Raw genomic sequence first — 24,230 nt, 5'->3', positions numbered from 1 at the left:
GATTATCTATTAATCTTGTTCTTCTTTCTGCCCCATCATCATTAAATAGGCCTTTAAAAATGCATCAAGATCACCGTCCATAACGGCATCCACATTTCCTGTTTCCTCACCTGTTCGTACATCCTTCACCAATTTGTAAGGATGCATCACGTAGTTACGGATTTGGGACCCCCATTCAATCTTCATTTTGGATGATTCAATTTCGGCCCGGGCCTCTTGTTTTTTGCGAAGCTCTATTTCGTACAACTGCGATTTCAACATTTTCATTGCCGTGGCCCTGTTATCGTGTTGTGATCGGGAATCCGAACAAGAAATTTGGATGCCGGTAGGTTTGTGTACCAATTGTACCTTGGTTTCCACCTTGTTCACGTTTTGCCCACCAGCTCCACTGGAACGTGCGGTGGTTATCTCGATCTCTGAAGGGTTCACTTCGATTTCAATGCTATCGTCCACCAATGGATATACATAAACCGAGGCAAAGGATGTATGCCTTTTAGCATTGCTATCGAAGGGGGAGATGCGCACCAGACGGTGTACACCATTCTCGCCCTTGAGCCAACCAAAGGCATATTCTCCTTCAATTTCCAAGGTTACGGTCTTTATACCGGCAACGTCGCCATCTTGGTAGTTAAGTTCTTTGATTTTGTAACCGTTCTTTTCGGCCCACATCATATACATGCGCATAAGCATGGATGCCCAATCACAACTTTCCGTACCTCCCGCACCAGCAGTAATCTGAAGAACTGCGGTAAGCTCATCGCCCTCATCGGAGAGCATATTCCGGAACTCCAATTTTTCAATGGACGAGATGGATTTTTCAAACTGTTGGGTAACCTCGTCTTCGGATACCTCACCAGCCTGCTGAAATTCCATAAGAACCTCAAGGTCGCCTACCAATGTTTTGGCTTCCTCAAAATCCTCTACCCATTTCTTTTTGGATTTTATCGACTGCATCTGTAATTGGGCCTCTTGTGGATTGTCCCAAAAGCCCGGAGCAAGGGTTTTCTCTTCCTCGTTCTCTATTTCAATAAGTTTGGCATCGATGTCAAAGATACCTCCTTAACGCACCAAGGCGCTCAATAAGATCTTTTTGCTGATCTGTAGTTACCATCTAATATATTTTGGGGTAAAAATAAGTTTCTTTCTTCACATGACCTTACCGAATATGGAATACTGTAATTAAAATCTCAACAGCAAACAATGGATACTAAAATGGAAATATGTAAAATTCTGTACTCAATTTTATGAATTTCTATTTTACGGTCAGTTAAAGATTTATGGGAGCGTTTTTTAAAAAGGATTTCCATATTTTTAAGCAATATTTCAACCAAATTATGAAGAACACAACTACTCTAATCGCTTTATTTTACTTTACTTGCCTTTCTTTGGGAGCACAGACGTTCGAAAAGACAAAGGATTTTCAAAAATTCAGTGGATATTTCAATTTTTTCTATGATGATTCTACTGATAAAATCTATCTGCAAGTAGATAATTTGGAAAAAGATTTTCTATACGTCTATTCATTGAGCAGTGGTATAGGCAGCAACGATATTGGTCTGGACCGCGGGCAGTTGGGCAACGAACAAGTGGTGTTCTTCCGCAAAGCGGGCAAAAAACTGTTATTGGTTCAGCCCAACTTGGAATATCGGGCCATAACCGATAACGAATTGGAACGTAAATCCGTGGAGCAAGCCTTTGCAAAGTCCATTTTGGAAGGTTTTGAGATAGTTGAGGAGTCCAAAGGCAGTTATTTGATAGACATTACCGATTTCTTAATGCGAGACGCTCACGGGGTTTCCAACCGATTGAAACGCTCCAAGCAAGGTTCATATAGTTTGGATAAGGGCAAAAGCGCTTGGGCCTTTGATCGTACCAAGGCGTTCCCTAAAAATGTTGAGTTTGATGTTGCCCTAACTTTTAAGGGAGAACCCGAAGGAGCTTGGATTCGTTCCGTGACCCCTACGCCGAGCCTGGTTACCGTAGCCCAGCATCATTCGCTGATTGAACTACCTGATGAAAATTATGAAAAGAGATTGTACGACCCTCGAAGTGGCGGATATCCATTCTCTTATTATGATTATGCCACTCCTGTACAAGAATCATTGGTAAAGCGATTTATCAGAAGACATCGTTTGCAAAAGAAAGACCCTAATGCTGAAGTAAGCGAAGCAGTGGAGCCAATCATCTATTATTTGGACAATGGCACCCCGGAACCCATCCGTTCTGCATTGATGGACGGTGGTAAATGGTGGAATCAAGCTTTTGAAGCAGCAGGTTACAAGAATGCCTTTCAAATGAAAATATTACCGGATGATGCAGACCCGCTGGACATCAGATATAATGTAGTGCAATGGGTACATCGCTCAACCAGGGGATGGAGCTATGGGGCTAGTGTTGTAGACCCGCGAACCGGGGAAATATTAAAGGGACATGTGAGTTTGGGCAGTTTGCGAATCCGTCAAGATTTTATGATAGCTCAGGCCTTAATGAACCGACCTTTCGAAGAAAGGGACGACAATTACCAGCCCATGTTGGAACTGGCCTTGGCCAGAATACGCCAACTTTCTGCACATGAAATAGGACATACGTTAGGGTTTACCCACAACTTTGCAGCCAGCACCAATGATAGAGCCTCGGTTATGGACTATCCACACCCGCAATTTGAGTTGGAAGGAGGTGAAATCAGTTTTAAAAATGCTTACGATACAGGAATAGGAGAATGGGATAAGGTTATTGTCGCCTATGCCTACTCGGATTTTCCAAGCGGTACAAACGAACAAGAAGCATTGAATTTTATTTTAAAGAAAGCCCAAGACGATGGTCTTCGCTACATATCCGATAGTGATGCGCGCCCAAAGGGAGGAGCACATGCACTGGCACATTTATGGGACAACGGTAAAAGCGCCAGCCAGGAATTGGAAAGTATGTTGGAGATCCGTGAAAAGGCCATCAAGAACTTTTCAGTGGACAATATAAGAACAGGTGAAGCCTATTCCGTTTTGGAAGATGTTTTTGTACCAATATATTTCTTCCATAGATATCAGACCGAGGCAGTTTCAAAGGTTATCGGGGGGTTGGACTATAATTATGCTGTAAAAGATGGCGGACAAATACCAGTGAAACCCGTTAATGAAACAGTACAAGAAAAGGCAATGGAATCCATTTTGAAGACATTGGATGCTGAAGTTATTGCAGTTCCTAAGAAAAAGCTAGATCTTTTTCCACCAAGAGCTATTGGTTTCGGTCGTTCAAGGGAATCCTTCAAAGGTAGGACCGGCGTAAGTTTTGATGCTCTTTCCGTTGCTGAAACCGCTGCTGATATGACCTTGGAACTATTGCTCCATCCCGAGCGAGCTTCCCGTTTGATCCAGCAAAAAAGTTTGGATAAAAATCAAATGGGGCTTAAAGAGGTTTTGGACGAAGCCATAAAAGGGACATTCGACCTTTCCCATCGTGATGATTACGAAGCTGAAGTTCAGAATACCATCAACTTTAGAGTGCTTTACCATATCATGAACCTTGCCGCCCATAATGATGTACATCCACAAGTGAACGCCATCGCCAATGAAGTGCTCAATAATTTAAAAACCCAATTGTTGACAGATGGTAAAAACACAACCTCTGCTGAAATGGTAAAAAGAATTGATGCGTTTATGGAAAAGCCGTCGGAATTCAAACTTGTTCCAGTTTCTACAATTCCAGATGGTTCACCTATCGGAATGGATTGTATGGACTAAATTATTATATGGAAATAAACTTAATAAGTGATACGGTCACTAGACCTTCGGCCGGGATGTTGGAGGCCATGATGAATGCAAAAGTAGGGGACGATGTTTTCAAAAACGATCCTACGGTAAATGAATTGGAAGCCAAAGTGGCCGAGTACTTTGGTATGGAAGCTGCACTATTTTTCCCTAGCGGTACAATGACCAATCAAACGGCGATAAAAATCCACACCCAACCCGGGGACCAGTTGATATGTGATAAATACGCCCATGTCTACAATTATGAGGGTGGGGGAGTGAGCTTTAATAGTGGGGTTTCCTGTAGATTGGTAGATGGTAACCGTGGCATGATGACCGCTGAACAGGTGGAAGCCTCCATAAACCCACCAGATTTTTACCACAGTCCTTTGACCACATTGGTCTGTATAGAAAACACCACGAACAAAGGTGGTGGTGCCTGTTGGGATTTTGAGGAATTGAAAAAGATTCGAAAAGTCTGTGATGCCCACAATCTAAAATATCACTTGGACGGTGCCCGACTTTGGAACGCTCTGGTGAAAAAAGGTGAAGACCCAAAAACATACGGGAAGTTGTTCGATACCATAAGTGTATGTTTGAGCAAGGGTATGGGATGCCCCATAGGTTCCGTTTTAGTGGGAAGCAAAGCCGATATAGATAAGGCCATACGAATCCGAAAAGTGTTCGGTGGAGGAATGCGTCAATCCGGTTTTTTGGCCGCAGCAGGAATCTATGCTTTGGAAAATAATGTAAATCGATTAGCTGAAGACCATCAAAAGGCTGAACAAATAGGGGATGTGCTTCAATCGTTGGATTTCATCAAAAAAGTGGAACCCATTGAGACCAACATCATCATTTTTGAAATCAATGAAGCCAAGGTGTCATCGGAGGCATTTTTGGGTCAATTGAACAAAAATCAAGTGTCCATTATCGGCATGGGGCAGGGCAAATTGCGCATCGTAACCCATTTGGATTATACCGATGCCATGCACCAGCATTTTTTAAACGTTTTGAAAAGTATAGGGTAAAAGTGTGTCACTTCTAGCGCAGTCAAAAAGGTCTCGACTGTGCTCGACCTGACAAATTACTTCATAAAAGCATCCATACCAGGAATATTTGGCATGCCCTCTTTGGCCACGGCCGCCAACTCAGCTTCGTTTACTTTAGTGGCTTTTTCTATGGCTTTGTTCAAGGTAAGCACCAAATAATCCTCTAATTGGTCTTTGTCTTCCAAAAGGGAATCATCTATTGTAATGGATTTTATTTCACGGTTGGCCGTTAAAGTGACTTTGAGCAAATCGTCCGATGAGGCCTCATCAATCATTACGGTGTTCAATCGTTCCTTGGTAGCTTCTACTTTCTTCTGGGTCTCTTTTATTTTTCCCATCATGCCCATTAAATCTCCAAACATATCTTTAATTTTTAAAAGTATTTGTGGTTTTGGCTTGTTCTGGATTATGAAATCAGATACAAACTTGTACTATTTGTTCAATGTAAGCTCAAAAGTAGTAAATTGGTGAAAACACTGACCCATGAAACAATCCTATCTAACAATACCTTTTCTGGTATTATGCCTTATTTTTGCATCCGCTTGCAAAAACAACAAAGACGAATCAATGAACATTACGCCCCCTGTTGCCCCTAAACATCCGACCCAACTTGAAAAGCACGGAGATGTTAGAATCGATGATTATTATTGGATGAACAATAGGGAAGACCAACAGGTGCTCGACTATTTGAACGCTGAGAACGAGTACTTCCATAAGATGACCGCCCATACCGAGAAATTCCAAGAGGAACTTTTTAAGGAAATGAAGGGTAGGATCAAAGAAGATGACTCTTCTGTTCCCTATAAATTAGATGGGTACTGGTACATTACCCGATATGAAGAAGGCAAAGAGTACCCCATTTATTCACGAAAGAAGGAAACCTTGGAGGCAGAGGAGGAATTGTTGTTCGATTGTAACGAAATGGCCAAGAGTCATGAATACTTTGATCTAAGAGGAGTTTCCATCAGCCCTGATAACACCATGGCAACTTTTGGAACGGATACTGTTTCCAGAAGGCAGTACAACATTCAGATAAAAAACCTTAAATCAGGGGAAATTTACCCTGATATCATTGAAAATACAACCGGAAGCTCTGTTTGGGCCAATGATAACAAAACACTTTTTTATACCAAAAAAGACCCGGTAACCTTACGTTCCGATAGAATTTTTAAACACATATTGGGAACTTCTTCCGATGAAGACGAATTGGTTTTTCACGAAAAGGATTCAACCTATAACACGTTTGTGTACAAGACCAAATCCAGAAAGTATATTGTAATCGGCTCCAGCAGCACACTTACATCAGAATATAGAATTTTGCCAGCAGATGATTCCAAAGGTGAGTTCAAGGTGTTCTCACCCAGAAAAAAAGGAGTGGAGTATTCCATCTCTCATTTTGAAGGAGATTTTTATGTATTGACCAACAAGGACGGCGCCACCAACTTTAAGTTGATGAAAACCAATGAAAATGATACATCATCGGAACATTGGGAGGAATTTATTCTCCATCAAGAAGATGTTTTGTTGGAAGATGTAGAAATTTTTCGTGACTATTATGTAGTAACCGAGCGTAACAATGGGCTCAACCAAATGAAAATTGCCAAATGGGATGGTTCTGATAGTTATTACCTTCCCTTTGATAGTGAGACCTATGTTGCCGGGCCATCAGTCAATTTGGATTTTGATACCAAAGTACTACGCTACTACTACAACGAAATGGGCGAACCCTATGCCATTATTGATTTTGACATGGAGAGCCAAACCAAAACCGTTATGAAGCAGCAAGAGGTTTTGGGAGGAAAGTTTGATAAGGGCAACTACAAAACAGAACGTTTGTGGGCGACCGCAAGGGACGGAAAAAAAGTTCCCATTTCCATAATCTATCACAAAGATACGCCATTGGATGGCACCAGTCCGTTGTTACAATATGGCTATGGATCATATGGTGCTACCATTGACCCTTATTTTTCTTCGATTCGATTGAGTTTATTGGATAGAGGATTTATTTATGCCATAGCGCATATAAGAGGAGGTGAATATTTGGGAAGACCTTGGTACGAAGATGGCAAATTGTTGCACAAAAAGAACACCTTTACGGATTTTATTGATGTTTCCAAGTTTTTGATAGACCAAAAATATACCAGTTCAGAGCATTTATACGCTATGGGAGGCTCCGCGGGTGGATTGCTGATGGGTGCCATCATTAATATGGAACCTGAACTCTACCATGGTGTAATTGCTTCCGTACCCTTTGTGGATGTGGTTACAACGATGCTGGATGATACCATTCCGTTGACAACAGGTGAGTATGATGAATGGGGCAATCCGAACGAAAAGGAATACTATGATTACATTAAGTCTTACTCCCCATATGACAATGTAGAGGCCAAAAATTATCCACATTTATATGTATCCACAGGCTTGCACGACTCCCAGGTGCAATATTGGGAGCCAGCCAAGTGGGTAGCTAAATTAAGAGAGTATAAAACAGGGGATAACCTTTTGTTCTTGGACACCAATATGGATGCAGGACACGGTGGAGCTTCTGGAAGATTTGAAGCCTTAAAGGAAACAGCAAAGGAATATGCCTTCATTTTAGATCTCGAAGGAAAAGCCCTTTAAAAATAAAATGTTACATTTGCACGGAACAATTACTTATTTTAAATAAGAATTGTTCCCCTACCTAATACCAGTTATGAAGAAACAGATAAATGCGCACAGCAATATTCTAGACTTAATTGGAAGTACCCCCTTAGTCAAGCTTAACAAAATTACCGCCCCGCTTACAGGAAATTTTTATGCTAAACTGGAATGCTTTAACCCTGGACACTCTTCAAAAGATAGAATCGCAATTCATATTATAGAGGAGGCCGAACGAAAAGGTATTCTTAAACCGGGTAGCACCATTATAGAAACAACATCGGGCAACACAGGTTTTAGTATTGCCATGGTGAGTATTGTTAAAGGATACAAATGTATTTTGGCCGTAAGTTCAAAATCATCACCGGATAAAATAGATATGTTGCGTTCCATGGGAGCAAACGTATATGTTTGTCCAGCACATGTTAGTGCAGACGACCCACGTTCCTATTACGAAGTGGCCAAGCGCTTGCATAGCGAAACACCAAATTCTATCTATATCAACCAATATTTTAACGAGTTGAACATAGATGCCCATTATTCCAGTACAGGACCTGAGATTTGGGAGCAGACCAATGGTCAGATTACCCATTTGGTGGCATGTAGCGGAACAGGCGGAACAATTTCAGGTATTGCGCGTTATCTTAAAGAGCAAAATCCAAAAATCAAGGTTTTGGGTGTTGATGCTTACGGTTCTGTATTGAAAAAATATCATGAGACCGGAGAGTTCGATCACAATGAAGTATACCCTTACCGAATTGAAGGTTTGGGCAAGAACTTGATTCCGGCGGCTACCGATTTCAATGCCATTGATAGATACGTGAAGGTTACCGATGGCGAAAGTGCCCACATGGCCCGTAAATTGGCCCATACTGAAGGTATTTTTGCAGGATATACCAGTGGCGCCGCCACTCAAGCATTGTATCAATTAAATACAGAAGGAGAATTCACGGAGGACAGCAATGTTGTAGTAGTTTTCCCTGACCACGGTTCAAGATATATGAGCAAGGTATATAGCAACGAATGGATGGAAAATCAAGGGTTTTTCGATATCCAAAATGCCGAAGTACCTGAAGAAATCAAGTATATTAAATAAACCAGTACCACATAAACACCTCAGAACGGCAATGTATTTCATTGCCGTTTTTTTATGTTCATAATTCTTTATGGAAGGTTCGTAAAAATATATACTTTTGCAGATGAATTAATATTAAGGTAGATGAGAGATTTATTCGATAGAATCATTGAGAACAAAGGGCCTTTAGGAAAATGGGCTTCACAAGCAGAAGGCTATTTTGTTTTCCCCAAACTGGAAGGACCCATTTCCAACAGAATGAAGTTTCAAGGTAAGGACGTGATAACGTGGAGTATCAATGACTATCTCGGCCTGGCCAATCTACCTGAAATCAAAAAAGTGGATGGGGAAGCTGCCATGGAACATGGAGCTGCTTACCCAATGGGTGCCCGAATGATGAGTGGTCACACCGATCTACATGAACAATTACAGAACGAATTGGCCGAATTCGTCAACAAAGATGCCGCTTACTTATTGAATTTTGGCTACCAAGGTTTTATGTCGGTAATCGACGCTTTGGTCTCCAAGGATGATATCATTGTATACGATGTGGATTGTCACGCTTGTATTATAGATGGTGTTCGTTTACATATGGGCAAGCGTTTTACCTTTAAGCACAACGATCCCGACAGTTTGGAAAAAAACTTAGAGCGTGCCACCAAATTGGCCAATGAAACCGGAGGTGGAATCTTGGTGATTTCCGAAGGTGTGTTCGGTATGCGTGGAGAGCAAGGAATTTTGAAAGAAATCGTTGCCCTAAAGAAAAAGTTCCAATTTAGGTTGTTGGTAGATGACGCCCACGGATTTGGAACCCTCGGTAAAACTGGAGCAGGAGCAGGAGAGGAGCAAGGCGTACAGGATGAAATCGATGTATACTTGGCCACTTTTGCCAAGTCCATGGCCAGTATCGGAGCTTTTGTGGCAGCAGATAAGGAAATTATCGAATATTTAAAGTACAACCTAAGGTCTCAAATGTTCGCCAAATCGTTGCCTATGCTATACGTGAAAGGAGCATTGAAAAGACTGGATATGTTGCGTACCATGCCGGAACTTAAAGCTAAGCTTTGGGAAAACGTAAACGCTCTTCAAAATGGATTGAAAGAAAGAGGTTTTGATATTGGTACCACCACCAGTTGTGTAACTCCAGTTTACTTGAACGGAAGTATTCCAGAAGCAATGGCCTTAGTGAAGGATTTGCGTGAAAACCATGGAATTTTCTGTTCCATAGTGGTATATCCAGTAATTCCGAAAGGTTTGATTTTACTCCGTTTGATTCCAACGGCAACCCACACTATGAAGGATATCGAGGAAACGCTTGATGCTTTCTCTTCAATTAGGGAGCGTTTACAGAACGGAACTTACAAAAGACTTTCAGCAGCTGTAGCTGCGGCAATGGGCGAATAATTGTCCCATTACTACAATATTTCGAATATATATATTTTAATTGCAGCGGACTTTGTTCCGCTGCAATGCGTATTGGGTGTTGCCACGTTGCCATCTTCCTTGCCGGACTTCGTTTTCGTTAAAAGGATTTAAGCTGGTATCACCATTATAATATTGCAGATAAATTGCGGGCTGACCTTGGTATGATACCAGTTGCCAAGTTCCTGAACTGTTTCCGCCGGAAACTCCTTGGGAATTTCCGCCATAATCACCTTCCATAATGAATGAACCATCCATGTTCATGGAAAAAGTGCCATTGTTACAAAGATTTACATAGGTAATGGAACTGGCCATGCTATCGTTTACATTGGAGGTTCGCTGATAAAACACTAACTGACTTCCAGAAATTATGTTCAGTAAACCTTGATTGTCCAATTCTGGATATTGGTCATTTACAATCTCAGTTGGTGACATTTCGGTTAATTGAGTGTTGATAGTATTAACAGGCTTACTGTTGTCCTTCATGTAAGATGTCAAATCAAAACCACCTAGATTGTGTAGGTCCGAATATTTATAAAATGGCCCGTTATATCCAGTTGCGCGGACTTTCATCTTGGTTCCGGTCAATGTGGCCTCGAAACCCATGGGCCCTTCCAATCCATATATTTCACCATTTATTTTATTGAACGACCCTGTGGCCCTAATGGCAAAGCTGGCACCTACTGCAGCAAGCAAACCATGGTACTCATCACCAACACGTTTAAACTGAATTGAAATGCTATTTGACCCATTAACGAAAGTCCCGACGAAATCTGAACTTTGTCCAAAACAACTAAATATCGATAGCATTGTAACGGTTAAGGTCAGCGTAAACTTTTTCATAGCTAGTGGGTTGATACATTAAATCTATCAAAAAGAGGGCTGACCCACAATATTATTAGATGTCTGGCACTATTTGAGGCAACATTTAGGTTTATGGATTCAATCTTTCAATAATCAAGGACGAAAAAAGATTGACACCGGTCTTGATACAGCTCTCATCAACGGCAAAATTCGGTGAGTGTGTTTGGGCTATAATCCCTTTTTCATAATTGGAGCCACCCATAAAAAAGTATACACTTGGTACTTTGGGTTGAAAAAATGCAAAGTCATCACTACGACCGTCAGCTACAACCCCATGTAAACGAAGCACTCTGTTCTCCCCGTAGATATCCGACAATTGTTCCAAACTCTCATTGACCAATCTTTCATTGTTGTCAAGGGTAGGGAAGACGTTTATAAGTTCGGCGGTACTAAAATCTTCCGCAAATTCAGAATCTGCTATCTTCTTTTTTAGAGAAGGAATGGCGGCATCTCGTTGTTTTTTGTCACTGAAACTTATAAAACCACTGATTTTTACACCATTATTGGCTTCCTTAATTGAAAAATTATTTTTGTCTACCGTAGTATAATTTTTGTAAATGGACTTTGTTCCAGCGATTCCTATTTCTGGGTCGCCCATGTTTTGCATGTTCCAGAATTTGCTTTTGGGAGAGACATTTTCAAGGGATAGGATTGCTTGCTTTGCAAATTCGTACAATGCATCCTTATTATTACCTTTCTTAAAAAAAAGGTCCACTTTTTTGTAATCTGAAAACATTTCCTCAGGTTTAGCGGCAATAGTGCCTGCGGGGAATGGCGTAACGTGCATGGCGTACATTTCCTCGGGCTGAATCATATCGAACAAGCCATCGTCCATCATGGCCAGAGCCCCTTTTATGTTCTCTTCGGATGGCTGAAATACAAAATATATTGTTCCCTCTAAATCCTCTTTTTGCTGTACCATGGTATTTGCAATGCCGAGAGCTACCGCTGTGTGTACATCGTGGCCACAAATGTGCCTTACTCCTTCATGTTTTGATGGAAAGTCAACTACGTCGGGAGCTTTGGATGGCATTGCATCAATATCGGCCCGCCAAGCAATCTTTTTACCAGGTTTTGCACCTTTTAATATGCCAACAACGCCATAACCGCCAATTCCTGTTTTTACCTCCAGTCCAAGTTCCGTTAAGTATGCGGCTATTTTTGTCGATGTTCTTTTTTCCTCTCCGCCCACTTCGGGGTACATGTGAAGATCCCTTCTTATTTTGACCAAACTATCAAAAATTTGTTCGGTATGTTGTTGAATTTCCGTGTGAATAGGTTTAATACCATTTTGGCCAAACGATGAAATGGTTACCAAAAGGAAAAAGAATATAGTTAATGTGTTAGATGGTGTCTTCAGCATGATTATTAATTTTGTTTGATGAAACAAAGATGCAGACTAATATTTGGTGCTACCTGACACATATGTGACAATCTTATTTTTTTGCGATTTTACTTCGTATTCTGCTCAAGGATTGTCTTTCAATACCCAAATAGGAAGACAAATGCGTTAGGCTTATGCGGTTGATCAACCCAGGGTTGTCTTTTATAAAGTTTAAATAGCGCTGTTCAGCAGTATCAAAAAGGAAGCTTTCCACTCGGTCCGTTTGAATTGTCAGCACCTTTTCGGCAATAAGCCGCCCATACCTTTCGTGGCTTTTGAAGTTGGTATACCCTACTTGGATATCGTCATAGGCAAGTTCTATTATAATGCAGGGTTCCAGACATTCCATATAATATTTACTGGGACGTTGCTGTATAAAGGCCGGATAGTCAGTGGCATATTCATTTTCTTTTACAAACCCTGTGGTAATGGTCTTTCCTTTTTCGTTAATGTAGTATCGCCTTAACAATCCCTTGCAAACGAACCCCATTTTTTTTTGAATTTCCCCGCTCTCAAAAAAGAAATCCTTTTTCGCATACTCCCTTATGGATAGTTGTGAGCGAAAGAGCGTTAGTTCTTCGGAGGATAAGTTTACAAATGATTGGAGGTAGTCTTCGAGGTATTGTTGATAGGATTTTTCCAAGGATTGAATAGGCTTATATTTAAGTGTTTTTGGGATTGCTCAGAACCCTGTTTCACTTTTCAACTTTTTATTCAAGGTAACTAAAAAATCTTTTTTTTGCCCAATATCTTTAAGGTTTGCCTCGAACGTTATGGTCCTGTTTATTTTGGGGAACGATAGTTTTCCTTTAGCAATGGAATAGGTGACCAGTACATTTAAATAATTGTAAGTGAGAATAAATTTTTGGATGTAGTCTGTAGGCATTACTTCGAAACCTACTCGTTGTGCTGTTCTTTTATTGATGATATAGCTTGTTCCCTGCAGCTTGGTAGTTGACCCCATGTCAGTGTTGTTAATAAGATTAAGCAATCCCTCAACATATTGCTGAATAATAAAGGTTCTCCGCTGATTCCCGTTCATTTTTTTATCTATTACAAAGGCATAGTCGAACAATGTGCCTCCATGAATTTTGATAATACCGTCTTTAGGTTTTTCCGAGAGCATCAATAATGAATGATAACGAAGTTTACCGCTTTTTTTCATGGACGGGACATCAATGAAAGGAGCTACCAGCGTGAGCACGCCCAAAATGACGATAATACCAAAAAAATAAAATTGGTAAACCCAAGCCAACCAACAGGATAGAATTATGACAAACAGGGCCAACAGAAGAATCCAAATCAGGATTCGGCTTTGCTCTTTTTTGGTTTTGCTGTAGAATCTATGCGTCAATTAATTACCTGTCCTAAGAATTTTTTCCATCTTTTTACCCTTGGCGAGCTCATCTACCAATTTATCCAAATATCTGACTTGCCTAGTGATGGGGTTTTCAATTTCCTCAATGCGATAGCCGCAAATCACACCTTTTATCAGTTCTGCATTAGGGTTCAATTCCGCTAAATTAAAAAAGGTTTCAAATGTGGCCTTTTCAGCAATCAGTTCTTCCATTTTTTTCTTGTCAAAACCAGTTAACCATGTTATTACTTCGTCGAGCTCTTCTACGGTTCTTCCTTTCTTTACGACCTTGGTAACATAGTGCGGATATACCGATGCAAAAGTCAGTTTTGCCACTCGCTGATCATGTTCCGGTGTTGTTTTCATATTACTTAAGTCTTTCCAATTTTCCTTTTCGTTTCACAATATTTTTGTAATCCCATTGTACTTCCTCGGATTTCGATAACCAACGTTTAAGGTCTTCAGTATTGACTTCTGCAGCATCATTGTAGAAAATGGAGGCATCCTTGAATTTTTTCCCCCGAACAGACAATTCATCTTCGTTAAAGTCAGCCCCGCTCCAAAACATTAAACGTATTCCTTTTTTCTGTTTGCTATAACCCGCTATAGGGTTCCCCTCCAAGAACCAGACGGGATGGCCGTGCCAAATTTTATTTTCGGCATGGGGAAGTTCACGTTCAATAGTGGCTTGGAGTAGGTCGCAAATATCTTTTTCCGAAGGATTTAGCCCATTGTTATATGCTTGGATTTCTTCTTTCATAAGCATGCTTGTATGATTAAACCTGTATTACGTATGAAGTTATGGATTTTATTTTGGCGCCTTTGGCCCCTTTGAAGACATAAAAATCTGAGAAGGCATATTTTTGGTTGTTCTCTGTGGTAATAATTCCATTTACGGCCCCTTCTTTACCGTGGGACATTACTTGATGAAGAATTAATTCAGAAGTTTTCTCTTCTTTCATTTTTTCCAGTTCAAAGATAAACTGTTGTTGACCTTCAATTTTTTTATCTCCAATTATGTTCCAAACAATATCCTCCGTTACGCTCTTTTCAAGAAACGCTACATCCCCTTTGGCAAATGCAATATTGAAATTTTTTAAAAACTCCATTTTTGGGGAATTTCCACAATTGGGGGTCGATACAATTTTTGTCATACTATCGGTTTGGGCTTTTCGCGGAGGTTCAGGTCCTCATAAGTTGTTGGATTAAAGTTAACAAGAAAGTTGCAATGGATGATAACCCATGTTTTCAGCGCAGAGGCTTTTACTTATCCAGTGCAAAATTTACAATGCGTTCAACGTGGATTTTTGTTGTGTCGAATACAGGGAATTCAAAATCGGTTTGTCCGATTAGCATAGGTATCTCTGTGCATCCCAAAATAAGTCCTTCAGCTCCTCTTTCTCTCAATTCATTGGTATACCGCACAAATTTTTGTTTGGATGTTTTACTTATAATTCCTTTTCCAAGTTCATTTTTTACAATATCCTGTATATCTTCAATATCCTTTTTTTCTGATGGAACTATAGCTTCAATATGATATTCCCTCAGTTTATTTCGGTAAAAATCCATCTCCATTGTAAATTTTGTACCTAATAATCCAACCTTTAGTAGTTTATGTCGTCGTATTTCTTCTGCTGTGGCAGATGCTATATGAACAATGGGAATTCCGAGTGTTGATTGGATTTCGTCAGCAAACAAATGTGCCGTATTGGCACAAAGCACAATAAAATCTACATTGTTTGATTTTAAACTCTTGCAAGCATTAAGGATCAAATCGCAAGAATTTGTCCATCCTCTATCTTGTATATCAGAAAAATTCAGGGAATATAGTATGCATTCAGCAGAGTTTAGTCCTCCTAATTTTTTGTTGATGCTTTGGTTTATATATTTATAATAGTCCAACGTGGAAGTCCAACTCATCCCACCAACCAATCCTATTTTTTTCATTTCAGTACCGTCCTGTTCTTTATTTTTTTCTAAACATTGTGCCCAAAGCTATTTTTTTAGTGTTCTATAGTATAAGTTCCAAGTTCCGGAATTCGATTCTACAATGTCTGGAAAACCATCGCCGTTCAAATCCCCTGTTTCTATGTTATAGGTATCATCCATTAAATCTTCCCTCAAACCAATTTCTTTAAACGTTCCATTTTTTTGTCCCAAATGAACATAGTTTCTTTCTTCCGAGTTTCCCTCAATGATGTCCAAATATCCATCTTGATTTAAATCAGATATCTTAATCGAGGAAGTATTACGTTCTGATTTAAAATCAAAAACGCGATTGAAAGCCAAGCTTTTATCACCGAAGTAGATACTGTTCTTAGAACCTAAGTTTCCAGTTACGATATCCAAGAACCCGTCTTTATCAAAATCTCCAATATCGATTGAACGAGTTTGATCCTCTTCATTGCCAAATGCTATGATCTTTATAAAATTCTGTTCCCCGTCATTTATATAAACTCGATTTTTGCTCTGTCTTTCCGCTGTTATCAAGTCCAAAAAGCCATCTTTATTAATGTCTACCGCTTTAGTTTGTATTGTCTGGTCGGATTTATTCCCGAAAGCGATTGTATTTTCAAAATTTCCCTTTCCATCATTTAAGCAAATTTCGTTTTCAGCTTTTCGATTCGATAGGATTAAGTCAAAATCTCCATCATTGTCAATATCTACTATTTCAAGATTTCTCGAAGCCGATATTGAACCAAAAGAGGTTGCATGATCAAAGTTTTGATTGGGCGAACCAAAATAAATTTTATTGGGAATGTTGTCATTGGCGACAGCAATGTCCATAAACCCATCATTGTTGAAGTCGGCACTTTTGATGGCATAGGAAGCATCAAGAAATTTTCCGATGGGTTGAGCTACTTTAAAGCCTCCTTTTCCATCATTGTAATAAATATAGTTCTGTTCTGCCCAATGCCTACCATTTGCAACGAGTGCATCCAAATCCCCATCTTTGTCAATGTCAAATAAGGTTATTGATGCGGTTCGGTTTGATTGTGTTCCTATTGAAAAGAATCCGTCTGCATTGAAGAACGTTGTTTCTTGAGCTGATCCGCTTATTGTTATTGTGAGCAGAATAAGGAATGTTAGCGGTATTCTCTTTTTTTTCATAATCATGGGTAACCATATCGCGTATTGGTCGTAGCTGATTTTACACGCCAATGTTTAGGTCTTAAATATATGAAAAAGCCAAAGAGAAGGATTTATTCCTATGGCTTAAAGCTAAACGTCACTTTTTTACCTCTCTCCGACCCAATGTGGATAAATTGGTGTTTGCTCTGAAATGTTGTTGAGTAGGTCTAGGTGTTCTTTGGAGAGGCTCCATCCAACAGAATCGATGTTCGAGAGCAGTTGTTTTTCATTTCTCGCCCCGATGACGATATTGGAAACCGTTTTGTTTTGAAGTAACCAGTTAATGGCAATCTGTGGAATGGATTTTCCAATTTCGTTACTGATTTTTTCCAAAACATCTACCACATTCAGAAGAAATTCGTTTTCGACCGGTGGTGCGCCAATATCTCCGCCCGATTTTATTCTACCGTTCTTCATTTCCATTCCTCTTTTTATTTTTCCCGTCAATCGTCCCCAACCCAAAGGACTCCAAACCATCAGCCCCATTTTTTGGTTTTCCAAAAGAGGCATCAGTTCCTGTTCGTAATCACGACCAATTAGAGAATAGTAGCCTTGATAAACAATATATTTTTCCAAATTGAGCTTTTCCGAAATTGATAATGATTTCATCAGCTGCCAAGAAGCAAAATTTGAACAGCCGATATATCGTACCTTGCCACTTTTTATCATATTATCAAGTGTGCGTAAGGTTTCTTCAATTGGTGTATTTTGGTCAAAACCGTGCATTAGATACAAATCGATATAATCGGTATCCAATCGTCTTAAGCTGTCCTCGAGCGCATTCATCAAGTGGAATCTTGACGACCCTCTTTCGTTGGGATGTTCTCCCATTTGGAATGTGGCTTTGGTAGAAATGATGCTTTTCTCCCTTTTTCCTTTTAACGCTTTTCCCAAAACAATTTCCGAATCACCTATTGAATAGACATTTGCTGTGTCAAAAAAATTAATACCCCTTTCAAGGCAAATGTCAGTAAGCCGTGTGGCTTCGCTTACATCAGTTTGTCCCCAACGTTGGAAAAATTCATTGGTTCCGCCAAAAGTGCCTGTTCCAAGACTCAACACAGGTACTTTTAAGCCTGATTTTCCTAGATTTCTGTATTCCATTTTATCTGTTTTTATATTAAAATTATTTTTCTCTTTTTATACTGATGATGGTCATTATGATAGCGATGACCAAGAAGGTCGCACTCATCAATGTGATTGAGGATAATCCCAATGCGGTTGAGATGAGCGTTCCACCAATGGCAGAACCCAATGCGATACCAATATTGAAGGCGGAAATATTTAAGACAGAAGAAACGTCTTCGGTGCTCGGTAGATATTTTTCTGAAAGTTGGATGACATACAACTGCATCCCGGGAACGGTTGCAAAGCCAATAAAACCCATTGCTGCGACCAAAAGGAGTGCAGGAATTTTATAAGGCAATAAGGTAAACATCACTCCAAACGTAATCAATAGTATTGTGAACAAGAGAAGGAGTTTTTGTGCCGGGTTTTTATTGGAGAACTTTCCACCCAGAAGGTTTCCAAATGCTACGGCAATCCCATAAAGTAACAATATTAGGGTAATTTGATTTTCCGAAAACCCTGAAATGGTTTCCAATAAAGGTGATAAATAGGTAAATGTTCCAAAAATTGCTGCAAACGAGAATAGTGTGATGGAAAAACCCAGTAGCATTGACTTGTTTCCCAAGACCTTGAATTGGTCTTTAAGCCGAATGGAATCGCTCTGTTTCATACCATTTGGTAACCAAAGCTGGTTTGCCAACAAACAAATAAATCCTATGGCGGCGATTCCACCAAAGGTATATCGCCATCCAAATTGCTGACCAATGTATGTTCCCAAAGGAACACCGGTTACCATACCAACGGTTAAGCCTGTGAACATAACCGCAATTGCTGAAGCTCTTTTTTCTTTGGAAACCATACTACTGGCAATATTCGCGCCAATGCCCATAAATACTCCATGTGCAACGCCCGACATAACCCTTGCAATAACCAAAAGGATAAAATTGAATGAAACGGAGGCTAAACCATTACTGACCACAAAGAGCAGTACTATGGAAAAAAGTAATTTTTTGCGGTCCACTTGATTGGTAAACACGGTAACAATAGGTCCGCCTATTGCTACACCAATGGCATAGGAAGTTACCAGCCAACCTGCCGAGGCTACACTTATTGAAAATTCTTTGGCAATGGTGGGTAAGAGGCCGATCATAACCACCTCGGTGGTTCCGATGGCAAAGACACTCAGTGTCAACGCCCAAATGGCAATGGGCATTCGGCTCTGTTCTGCAGCTAATGCACTGTTATTTTTCATACGACAAAGTTCCGATGGGCATGGCCGGCCCAACAGGACATTTGTCAAAGATTTGGTGTGAGAAATGTCACATTCTACGCTTCGGTTTTCGAGAGGCGGCTCAATGTTTCTCGGGTAACGCCAAGGTAGGAAGCTATCATTGCTTTAGGAACCCTCTGGATCAACCCTGGATATAAAGTAATGAGGTTGTGGTACCGATCGTTGGCGTTACTGCTTAAAAAGCAAAGGATTCGTTTTTGAAGGGCAATGTAGCCATTGGTTGTTTTTTTGAGGAAAAAGTCTCGCATTTTTGGGAGTTCGCTGCTCAATTTTTCTTTGTTTTCCAATGTAAGTGAAAGTGCTTCGGTATCTTCAAGGCAGTCAACGATCAGTGTCGATTTGGTTTTGTGGTGAAATGCTTCGGCATCGGTAATCCACCAATTTTCCATTCCAAATTGTAAGATATGTTCCTTTCCGTCAAAGTCAAGTCTTGAAACCCTCATTAATCCTTTAACCACGAAAAACTCAAAATGGGCATAGTCGCCCTCGTGCAAAACTATCTGATGTTTTTTGAACGATTTTTTTTGAAAATGCTCCAGTACAAAGTCAAATTCTGTATCGTTCAGTTTTACAATTTCTTCTATTTGCTTTCTTAAAGGATGCTCGTTCATTATTTTGATTGCGGATTCTTAGGGTTGCATACAATGGTCTTCCAACGGACCTGGTTGTGATAACGTGGTGGCTGGTGGGTCTTGGCTGCAGTACAAAATTAGTATTGTTGTTTAATTGAGGGCAGGAAGGGCAATGAATTATATTTACATTTCTTATTCGGATTCAACGTATTTTTTAAAATTCCCTAGTATAGCTTGCCAGCCTGCACGCTGCTGTTCGTCAGAATTCGTTCCCTCTGTATCAAAGGTTTCACTGACTTGAATTTCATTTCCGTTTTGAGTGAATTCAATGTCAACTTTTCTTCCGTCCGACATCTTATACGAAATCAATTTTTTTTCAACGATTTGGTTATATGTTCCCTCAAAATCAAATCCCATACTACCATCTTTAGCTTCCATTCGCCACGAAAATTTTTCATTCGGTCGAAGATTGTTCTCAACTTTTGGACAACACCATTCGTCCGTTGCAAAATTCCAATTCTTAATATGCTCCGGAGCTGTCCAATAATTCCAAACTTTGTCAATGTTAGCTTTAACAGAAACTTTGACCGCTATTCTATTCATATTTCTTCACGTATTTGTTGTCTTAAAAGTAGGGAATTTAGTTTAAGGCAGGAGGGAAGCAATGAATTATAGCCAGTGTGGCGTGAGTGTTAGGAGACGCAAATTTATAAGGATAACGTGATTTAATTTTTAAAAACGTTCTAAGATTTGATTGCCTGAATCTTCAAGAAATACAGAAATTGCTTTCATGGCAAGCCCTCTTCCGTTATCCCCATTGGTCATAACTATTAAACCCCTATTTGATTTTGGTAGAATAACCACTAAGGAGTTCACCCCTTGATCACTGCCTGCATTGAATAGGGCATATTCATCATTAGGTAGGTCTTGAAATACAATCCACCCCAACCCAAAATCAATACCTTCCCGAACCTTTGAGTGGGGTCGTCCCATTTCTTCAAACAGAGAACCGTTAAGGTAAGATTCGTTAAGCAATGATTTTGTCAGTTTGATAAAATCCGACAAATTAGTCAGTAAATTATCTGCTGCATTGGCTTTATATGATTTTTCATAATCATAAGCTTGGCCTTCGTTGTTGTGAGAGCCTGCAAAATCAAGGTTTTCCATTTTTTTATTCCAGACTAAAGTGCTGTTTTCCATTCCGATGGGTTTAAAAACAAGCGTGTCTACCAGCTCTTCAAATGAGGTCTCAAATTTATGTTCCAAGGCTCTTCGCAAGTATTCAAACCCTTCTCCAGAATACTTGAATTTCTCTCCGGGTTCAAAGTCAAAGGATAATTTTTCGTCTTCATACATGTACCTCCAGTTTTTGAACCCGCTTCTGTGGCTTAGAATAGTTCGTGGAGTCAACTTTTGATGTCTTATATCATTTTGGATATCCGGGTCAATCCAGAATTTGTATAAGGGTTCATCTAAATCCATTTGCTTCTGCTCTGCAAGCTTTAAAACCGCTAAAGTGGTGATTGTCTTGGTTAGCGATGCCACATCAAAAATGGTGGAAAATGTAATCTCATTGCCCTGGGCGTCCTCTCCCTTGAGAACGGTTTGGACCACTTTACCATTCTCAATTTGTGCAATGGCTATTCCGGGTACTTTTGTCTCTTCCAACCACGTGCTGACTTCTTGTTCAATCTTTTTATGGGATGGTTTTGTTTTTTGAGCCATTAGGTTGCTAAAAAACAATACTAGGGTACAGGTAATGTAAATAGATTTCATTTTACTTCTTCTAAATGAATTGACGGTTTGCTTTAAGACGAAGCAAACCTGAAGTTGTTACATTAGAAGGGGCGGTAGCAAATCCGAGTGGTTTGGAGCATAGTTCAATGCCTCGTATATGAGGTTATATATTGTTGAGTGTACTGTTTCTTAATATTCAAAAGTTTCATAGTGAGCTACCTTCTCCTCAAACTCTAAAAGATATTTTTTGTCCTCCTCGTAATACCTTGCTTTTTCGAAATCATCTCCGGCAAATTTTTTTATACTTTCATATGAGTCCCATTCGGTTACAGTCAGAAAGTGACATTTATCTTTATCTATTCGCCTCAATATTTTTGCAGATAAATTTCCGTCCACGTTCCTATAATCGGAAAGCCCAGTTTCTTCCACGTACTTTAAATATTCATCGGCATATTCCGAATTGGTTATTCCGTGCCAAATTCGCGTAATTTTCATTTTTTACATTCTTGTTTGGTTAATAAACATTCCGCATAGCGGTCGCGGATATGATTTTATTTTTGGTTAAACCGTTATTTTTATCTCTTTTGCAGATTGAAAACTGTTCCTGCCGGGTCTTGAATCCAGTGCATATCTTCTGGAAGCTTTTCAAGTTCATCACAGGTTTCTACTCCTTTCGATTTTAAATAACTTGTGGCTTGTTCTACATTCGGTACTGTAAGTTGTAACCAAGTTTCCGAATGTGTATAATTATCCACACAGTCCAACCAAATTACATTATTTCCAAATTTCACTTCATGGGTTTTTGATACAGTTGGATTGGTAATTGGTCTTTCTTCCACATCCAACTTTAAGATATCTCTGTAAAAGGCAACCGTTTTCTCATATTTACTTTTGGGAATCTTTATTGCTATGTTAATTCCTGCTTCAAATTGTGCATTCATAATGATTCTTTTGGTTTTTGTTGATAGTAATTTTAAATGACCGAGAACGGTCTTGTATATGAAAAGTAGCGGACTTTACTCACGGACTTTTTGGTTTGGTACTGACGATAAATTTATGTCAATCACTTCGATTTAAGCACTTAAACAGCTATTTTTATATACGTTGTTGTGTGCAGTTTTTTTAAAATTCCATTACACTATCAAGACCTCTTTTTAATCCTTTAAATATTCCAACTTTTTCGATTGCCAAAAGTCCGCCTTTTACATACGGTTCGGCACTCGCTCCCGAATCGTGTCTGATGGATAGTTTCTCGTCTTTTAGTCCGAAAATACTTTCTATGGAAATAACGTGTCCTGGAAGGCGGACCGAATGTACTTGAACCTCATTTAGATTTGCTCCGCGACTTGATTTTTCTCCAATCATTTCATCTTCGGTTACGAATTTGTTTGGTTTTTGAACTTTTGAAAGTCGGTACGCCAACTCTCTTGCTGTTCCACTTGGTGCGTCTATTTTATCTTCGTGAGTGTAATCAATGATTTCAAAATTGGGAATATATTTTGCCGCCATTTCTGAAAACTTTTGAAGCAGTACAACTGTTATTGCAAAATTCCCAACTGCCAAAACTGAAGAATTATTTTCATTGGCAACTTTTTCTATTTCGGCATAATCTGTTTCCATCAGCCCTGAAGTTCCGATAACAACTTTTTTTCCTTTTTTAAGTGCTGATATAATGTTTGTTTTGGCAATATTTGGTTTTGTATATTCTACAAGTACATCAAAGTCGGTTTCGTTCAGAGCCGTTTCTATATTGTCGTAAATTGGAATATTAGCCGAACCCAAATCAAGAATTTCAGCCAAGTTTTGTCCATTGTGTTTTCTTGACATAGCTCCAACAAGTTCCATGTTTTGGCTATTGAAAACGCCCTTGCCCAGTGCAGAACCTGCCCAACCTGTTCCGCCTGCTATAAATACTTTTATCATAGTACTTGTGTTTTGTTTTTAACGTTCATTTTCAATTTTCTCAAATGATATAGATGTATAATACAAAAAATGATACCTGCAATAATTAAAGGACTTGATTGCAATAAGAATCCATAAATGATGTAGAAAAAACTTGAAATGAGATGCCATAAACGAAAAGCACCCATTTCTTTTTTTGTAATGGCAAAAAATCCTGTCGCAATTGCCAAATACCCTAAAATTTCGGTTACTAAAGTCATAATTCATTAAAGTTTTTTAAACTTCTTTCCATGTAATTCTTATCAGCTACCAAGTTTTCAAATTCGGTCAATTCTTGCATAAAATTTGGACTTTGTTCAATGAGTTGTTCGGTTGTTTTTATGCAAGCGTCCCAATGTTTGCGAAATTCGGGAAGTTTTTTTTTGGCTTTGTCGGAAAGCTCCAAAAGTTGTTTTCGTGAGTCGTTTTCGTCCGTTTTAGTGTCGATATAATCCTGTTTCTTCATTTTGTTTATGATTTTCACGCAAGCAGGATGCGACATTCTTAATTCGTGAGATATTTCCGTAATCGTCAGTGATTTGTGTTTTTCCAATAACAGAAAAATTAGATGCCAATTTGGTTCAATGTCAAGTCCTGCGTTTTTATAGTAGTCTCTTGTACTGTACAATAGTTCATCGCTTAAACGCTTTATTCTACTGTTCAATCCGGCAAAACCTATCTGTTGTAAAAAGTCCATAGTCTAAATATTTGTAACTGGTTACGCAAATGTATGAAATATTATTGTAACTGGTTACGTTTATTTAAAATTTTTAGGAAAGTTTTAATAGGGAAGTGGTTGGTTTAAATTGCACTCAACGGTTCTCGGCTATGAGTAGTTGCGTGGGTTAGCACTTAACTTTGCAGGTACGCAACAAACTGAAAATCCGCGAGGATTTTCAGAAGTAGGCGAGAACAAGCAATTACTTATAGCCATCTTAAGTTTGATTCCGATTAA

The 24,230-nt window shown here is 39.4% G+C and carries 26 protein-coding genes; 5 read left to right on the top strand and 21 right to left on the bottom strand.

The annotated features are described in order from the left end of the window. Window positions 1-9: 9 nt before the first annotated feature. A protein-coding gene (prfB, locus tag DCK90_RS00130) for a peptide chain release factor 2 (protein WP_159075720.1) occupies window positions 10-1,111 on the bottom strand; the annotation gives its coding sequence in 2 pieces (ribosomal slippage) (window positions 10-1,047 and window positions 1,049-1,111; 1,101 coding nt in all). 223 nt (window positions 1,112-1,334) lie between these two features. On the opposite strand from prfB, the gene DCK90_RS00125 reads away from it, so the two are divergent. Both DCK90_RS00125 and DCK90_RS00120 read left to right on the top strand, forming a co-directional pair. After that, on the top strand, window positions 1,335-3,737 hold the full coding sequence (locus DCK90_RS00125; protein ID WP_108244434.1) for a zinc-dependent metalloprotease: 2,403 nt from the start codon (window positions 1,335-1,337) through the stop codon (window positions 3,735-3,737). A gap of 8 nt (window positions 3,738-3,745) precedes the next feature. Continuing rightward, window positions 3,746-4,771 (top strand): threonine aldolase family protein, encoded by a 1,026-nt coding sequence (locus DCK90_RS00120; protein WP_108244147.1) that lies wholly within the window; start codon window positions 3,746-3,748, stop codon window positions 4,769-4,771. 56 nt (window positions 4,772-4,827) lie between these two features. Here the strand turns inward: DCK90_RS00120 and DCK90_RS00115 are convergent, their stop codons facing one another. Then, window positions 4,828-5,154, bottom strand: a complete 327-nt coding sequence (locus DCK90_RS00115) for a YbaB/EbfC family nucleoid-associated protein (protein ID WP_108244146.1) — start codon at window positions 5,152-5,154, stop codon at window positions 4,828-4,830. Between the two features lie 121 nt (window positions 5,155-5,275). Between DCK90_RS00115 and DCK90_RS00110 the strand changes: the two genes are divergently transcribed. The 3 genes from DCK90_RS00110 (at window position 5,276) to DCK90_RS00100 (ending at window position 9,911) form a co-directional block, all read left to right on the top strand. Then, window positions 5,276-7,414, top strand: coding sequence for a S9 family peptidase (locus tag DCK90_RS00110; RefSeq protein ID WP_108244145.1), 2,139 nt, complete (start codon window positions 5,276-5,278; stop codon window positions 7,412-7,414). A gap of 73 nt (window positions 7,415-7,487) precedes the next feature. Then, complete coding sequence (locus tag DCK90_RS00105; protein ID WP_108244144.1) at window positions 7,488-8,528, top strand: PLP-dependent cysteine synthase family protein; 1,041 nt, start codon at window positions 7,488-7,490, stop codon at window positions 8,526-8,528. A gap of 123 nt (window positions 8,529-8,651) precedes the next feature. Next, window positions 8,652-9,911: an aminotransferase class I/II-fold pyridoxal phosphate-dependent enzyme gene (locus DCK90_RS00100; RefSeq protein WP_108244143.1), complete on the top strand. Its 1,260-nt coding sequence runs from the start codon at window positions 8,652-8,654 to the stop codon at window positions 9,909-9,911. 36 nt (window positions 9,912-9,947) lie between these two features. Here DCK90_RS00100 and DCK90_RS00095 read toward each other — a convergent pair whose 3' ends face one another. The 19 genes from DCK90_RS00095 to DCK90_RS00005 form a co-directional block, all read right to left on the bottom strand. Next, a complete protein-coding gene (locus DCK90_RS00095) occupies window positions 9,948-10,772 on the bottom strand; it encodes a hypothetical protein (protein WP_108244142.1) in 825 nt (274 codons plus the stop codon). Between the two features lie 91 nt (window positions 10,773-10,863). Next, window positions 10,864-12,156 (bottom strand): M20 metallopeptidase family protein, encoded by a 1,293-nt coding sequence (locus tag DCK90_RS00090; RefSeq protein ID WP_108244141.1) that lies wholly within the window; start codon window positions 12,154-12,156, stop codon window positions 10,864-10,866. A 73-nt stretch (window positions 12,157-12,229) separates the two neighbouring features. Beyond that, entirely contained in the window at window positions 12,230-12,820 is a 591-nt protein-coding gene (locus DCK90_RS00085; protein WP_108244140.1) for a Crp/Fnr family transcriptional regulator, read from the bottom strand. Window positions 12,821-12,859: 39 nt separating this feature from the next. After that, on the bottom strand, window positions 12,860-13,342 hold the full coding sequence (locus tag DCK90_RS00080; RefSeq protein ID WP_234414532.1) for a hypothetical protein: 483 nt from the start codon (window positions 13,340-13,342) through the stop codon (window positions 12,860-12,862). A 189-nt stretch (window positions 13,343-13,531) separates the two neighbouring features. Continuing rightward, window positions 13,532-13,900, bottom strand: a complete 369-nt coding sequence (locus DCK90_RS00075; RefSeq protein ID WP_108244138.1) for a DUF2200 domain-containing protein — start codon at window positions 13,898-13,900, stop codon at window positions 13,532-13,534. Window position 13,901: 1 nt separating this feature from the next. After that, the gene (locus DCK90_RS00070) at window positions 13,902-14,294 is read right to left on the bottom strand and encodes a DUF1801 domain-containing protein (RefSeq protein ID WP_108244137.1); all 393 of its coding nucleotides are present in this window, start codon (window positions 14,292-14,294) and stop codon (window positions 13,902-13,904) included. 16 nt (window positions 14,295-14,310) lie between these two features. Beyond that, window positions 14,311-14,688, bottom strand: a complete 378-nt coding sequence (locus DCK90_RS00065; protein ID WP_108244136.1) for a nuclear transport factor 2-like protein — start codon at window positions 14,686-14,688, stop codon at window positions 14,311-14,313. A 109-nt stretch (window positions 14,689-14,797) separates the two neighbouring features. After that, window positions 14,798-15,481, bottom strand: a complete 684-nt coding sequence (locus DCK90_RS00060; RefSeq protein ID WP_108244135.1) for an aspartate/glutamate racemase family protein — start codon at window positions 15,479-15,481, stop codon at window positions 14,798-14,800. 48 nt (window positions 15,482-15,529) lie between these two features. Continuing rightward, window positions 15,530-16,645, bottom strand: a complete 1,116-nt coding sequence (locus DCK90_RS00055) for an FG-GAP repeat domain-containing protein (protein ID WP_159075719.1) — start codon at window positions 16,643-16,645, stop codon at window positions 15,530-15,532. A gap of 126 nt (window positions 16,646-16,771) precedes the next feature. Further along, window positions 16,772-17,770 carry an aldo/keto reductase gene (locus DCK90_RS00050; protein WP_108244133.1) on the bottom strand — a complete coding sequence of 333 codons (999 nt, stop codon included), beginning with the start codon at window positions 17,768-17,770 and terminating at the stop codon, window positions 16,772-16,774. A gap of 22 nt (window positions 17,771-17,792) precedes the next feature. After that, a complete protein-coding gene (locus DCK90_RS00045; RefSeq protein WP_108244132.1) occupies window positions 17,793-18,986 on the bottom strand; it encodes an MFS transporter in 1,194 nt (397 codons plus the stop codon). A 74-nt stretch (window positions 18,987-19,060) separates the two neighbouring features. After that, window positions 19,061-19,636 (bottom strand): Crp/Fnr family transcriptional regulator, encoded by a 576-nt coding sequence (locus tag DCK90_RS00040; protein ID WP_108244131.1) that lies wholly within the window; start codon window positions 19,634-19,636, stop codon window positions 19,061-19,063. A gap of 153 nt (window positions 19,637-19,789) precedes the next feature. After that, window positions 19,790-20,200 (bottom strand): SRPBCC family protein, encoded by a 411-nt coding sequence (locus DCK90_RS00035; protein ID WP_108244130.1) that lies wholly within the window; start codon window positions 20,198-20,200, stop codon window positions 19,790-19,792. 129 nt (window positions 20,201-20,329) lie between these two features. Continuing rightward, the gene (locus tag DCK90_RS00030; protein WP_108244129.1) at window positions 20,330-21,373 is read right to left on the bottom strand and encodes a serine hydrolase domain-containing protein; all 1,044 of its coding nucleotides are present in this window, start codon (window positions 21,371-21,373) and stop codon (window positions 20,330-20,332) included. A 150-nt stretch (window positions 21,374-21,523) separates the two neighbouring features. Further along, window positions 21,524-21,829, bottom strand: a complete 306-nt coding sequence (locus DCK90_RS00025; RefSeq protein ID WP_108244128.1) for an antibiotic biosynthesis monooxygenase — start codon at window positions 21,827-21,829, stop codon at window positions 21,524-21,526. A gap of 80 nt (window positions 21,830-21,909) precedes the next feature. Beyond that, window positions 21,910-22,275 (bottom strand): VOC family protein, encoded by a 366-nt coding sequence (locus DCK90_RS00020; RefSeq protein ID WP_108244127.1) that lies wholly within the window; start codon window positions 22,273-22,275, stop codon window positions 21,910-21,912. Window positions 22,276-22,456: 181 nt separating this feature from the next. Continuing rightward, complete coding sequence (gene dapB / locus DCK90_RS00015) at window positions 22,457-23,257, bottom strand: 4-hydroxy-tetrahydrodipicolinate reductase (protein ID WP_108244126.1); 801 nt, start codon at window positions 23,255-23,257, stop codon at window positions 22,457-22,459. Continuing rightward, window positions 23,254-23,496: a YgjV family protein gene (locus tag DCK90_RS00010; RefSeq protein WP_108244125.1), complete on the bottom strand. Its 243-nt coding sequence runs from the start codon at window positions 23,494-23,496 to the stop codon at window positions 23,254-23,256. The genes dapB and DCK90_RS00010 overlap by 4 nt, the downstream gene beginning before the upstream one ends. Then, window positions 23,493-23,972 carry a MarR family winged helix-turn-helix transcriptional regulator gene (locus DCK90_RS00005; RefSeq protein WP_108244124.1) on the bottom strand — a complete coding sequence of 160 codons (480 nt, stop codon included), beginning with the start codon at window positions 23,970-23,972 and terminating at the stop codon, window positions 23,493-23,495. Before DCK90_RS00005 ends, DCK90_RS00010 begins: the two co-directional genes overlap by 4 nt. Window positions 23,973-24,230 lie beyond the last annotated feature (258 nt).

Origin of the sequence: Muricauda brasiliensis (assembly GCF_003057865.1) — a bacterium.
Lineage (GTDB): Bacteria > Bacteroidota > Bacteroidia > Flavobacteriales > Flavobacteriaceae > Flagellimonas > Flagellimonas chongwuensis.
Note: the sequence above shows the minus strand (reverse complement) of the source record. Positions and strands in the feature narration are given on the sequence as shown.

Bases quoted from the DNA above. Each gene is read 5' to 3' on its own strand.
- DCK90_RS00045 (WP_108244132.1), bottom strand. From the start codon at position 18,986: ATGAAAAATAACAGTGCATTAGCTGCAGAACAGAGCCGAATGCCCATT.
- DCK90_RS00110 (WP_108244145.1), top strand. From the start codon at position 5,276: ATGAAACAATCCTATCTAACAATACCTTTTCTGGTATTATGCCTTATT.
- DCK90_RS00005 (WP_108244124.1), bottom strand. From the start codon at position 23,972: ATGGACTTTTTACAACAGATAGGTTTTGCCGGATTGAACAGTAGAATA.
- DCK90_RS00105 (WP_108244144.1), top strand. From the start codon at position 7,488: ATGAAGAAACAGATAAATGCGCACAGCAATATTCTAGACTTAATTGGA.
- DCK90_RS00035 (WP_108244130.1), bottom strand. From the start codon at position 20,200: ATGAATAGAATAGCGGTCAAAGTTTCTGTTAAAGCTAACATTGACAAA.
- DCK90_RS00080 (WP_234414532.1), bottom strand. From the start codon at position 13,342: ATGAAAAAAAGCGGTAAACTTCGTTATCATTCATTATTGATGCTCTCG.
- DCK90_RS00070 (WP_108244137.1), bottom strand. From the start codon at position 14,294: ATGAAAGAAGAAATCCAAGCATATAACAATGGGCTAAATCCTTCGGAA.
- DCK90_RS00020 (WP_108244127.1), bottom strand. From the start codon at position 22,275: ATGAATGCACAATTTGAAGCAGGAATTAACATAGCAATAAAGATTCCC.
- DCK90_RS00025 (WP_108244128.1), bottom strand. From the start codon at position 21,829: ATGAAAATTACGCGAATTTGGCACGGAATAACCAATTCGGAATATGCC.
- DCK90_RS00040 (WP_108244131.1), bottom strand. From the start codon at position 19,636: ATGAACGAGCATCCTTTAAGAAAGCAAATAGAAGAAATTGTAAAACTG.
- DCK90_RS00115 (WP_108244146.1), bottom strand. From the start codon at position 5,154: ATGTTTGGAGATTTAATGGGCATGATGGGAAAAATAAAAGAGACCCAG.
- dapB (WP_108244126.1), bottom strand. From the start codon at position 23,257: ATGATAAAAGTATTTATAGCAGGCGGAACAGGTTGGGCAGGTTCTGCA.
- DCK90_RS00075 (WP_108244138.1), bottom strand. From the start codon at position 13,900: ATGAAAACAACACCGGAACATGATCAGCGAGTGGCAAAACTGACTTTT.
- DCK90_RS00125 (WP_108244434.1), top strand. From the start codon at position 1,335: ATGAAGAACACAACTACTCTAATCGCTTTATTTTACTTTACTTGCCTT.
- DCK90_RS00060 (WP_108244135.1), bottom strand. From the start codon at position 15,481: ATGAAAAAAATAGGATTGGTTGGTGGGATGAGTTGGACTTCCACGTTG.
- DCK90_RS00030 (WP_108244129.1), bottom strand. From the start codon at position 21,373: ATGAAATCTATTTACATTACCTGTACCCTAGTATTGTTTTTTAGCAAC.
- DCK90_RS00050 (WP_108244133.1), bottom strand. From the start codon at position 17,770: ATGGAATACAGAAATCTAGGAAAATCAGGCTTAAAAGTACCTGTGTTG.
- DCK90_RS00065 (WP_108244136.1), bottom strand. From the start codon at position 14,688: ATGACAAAAATTGTATCGACCCCCAATTGTGGAAATTCCCCAAAAATG.
- DCK90_RS00100 (WP_108244143.1), top strand. From the start codon at position 8,652: ATGAGAGATTTATTCGATAGAATCATTGAGAACAAAGGGCCTTTAGGA.
- DCK90_RS00010 (WP_108244125.1), bottom strand. From the start codon at position 23,496: ATGACTTTAGTAACCGAAATTTTAGGGTATTTGGCAATTGCGACAGGA.
- DCK90_RS00055 (WP_159075719.1), bottom strand. From the start codon at position 16,645: ATGAAAAAAAAGAGAATACCGCTAACATTCCTTATTCTGCTCACAATA.
- DCK90_RS00120 (WP_108244147.1), top strand. From the start codon at position 3,746: ATGGAAATAAACTTAATAAGTGATACGGTCACTAGACCTTCGGCCGGG.
- DCK90_RS00095 (WP_108244142.1), bottom strand. From the start codon at position 10,772: ATGAAAAAGTTTACGCTGACCTTAACCGTTACAATGCTATCGATATTT.
- DCK90_RS00090 (WP_108244141.1), bottom strand. From the start codon at position 12,156: ATGCTGAAGACACCATCTAACACATTAACTATATTCTTTTTCCTTTTG.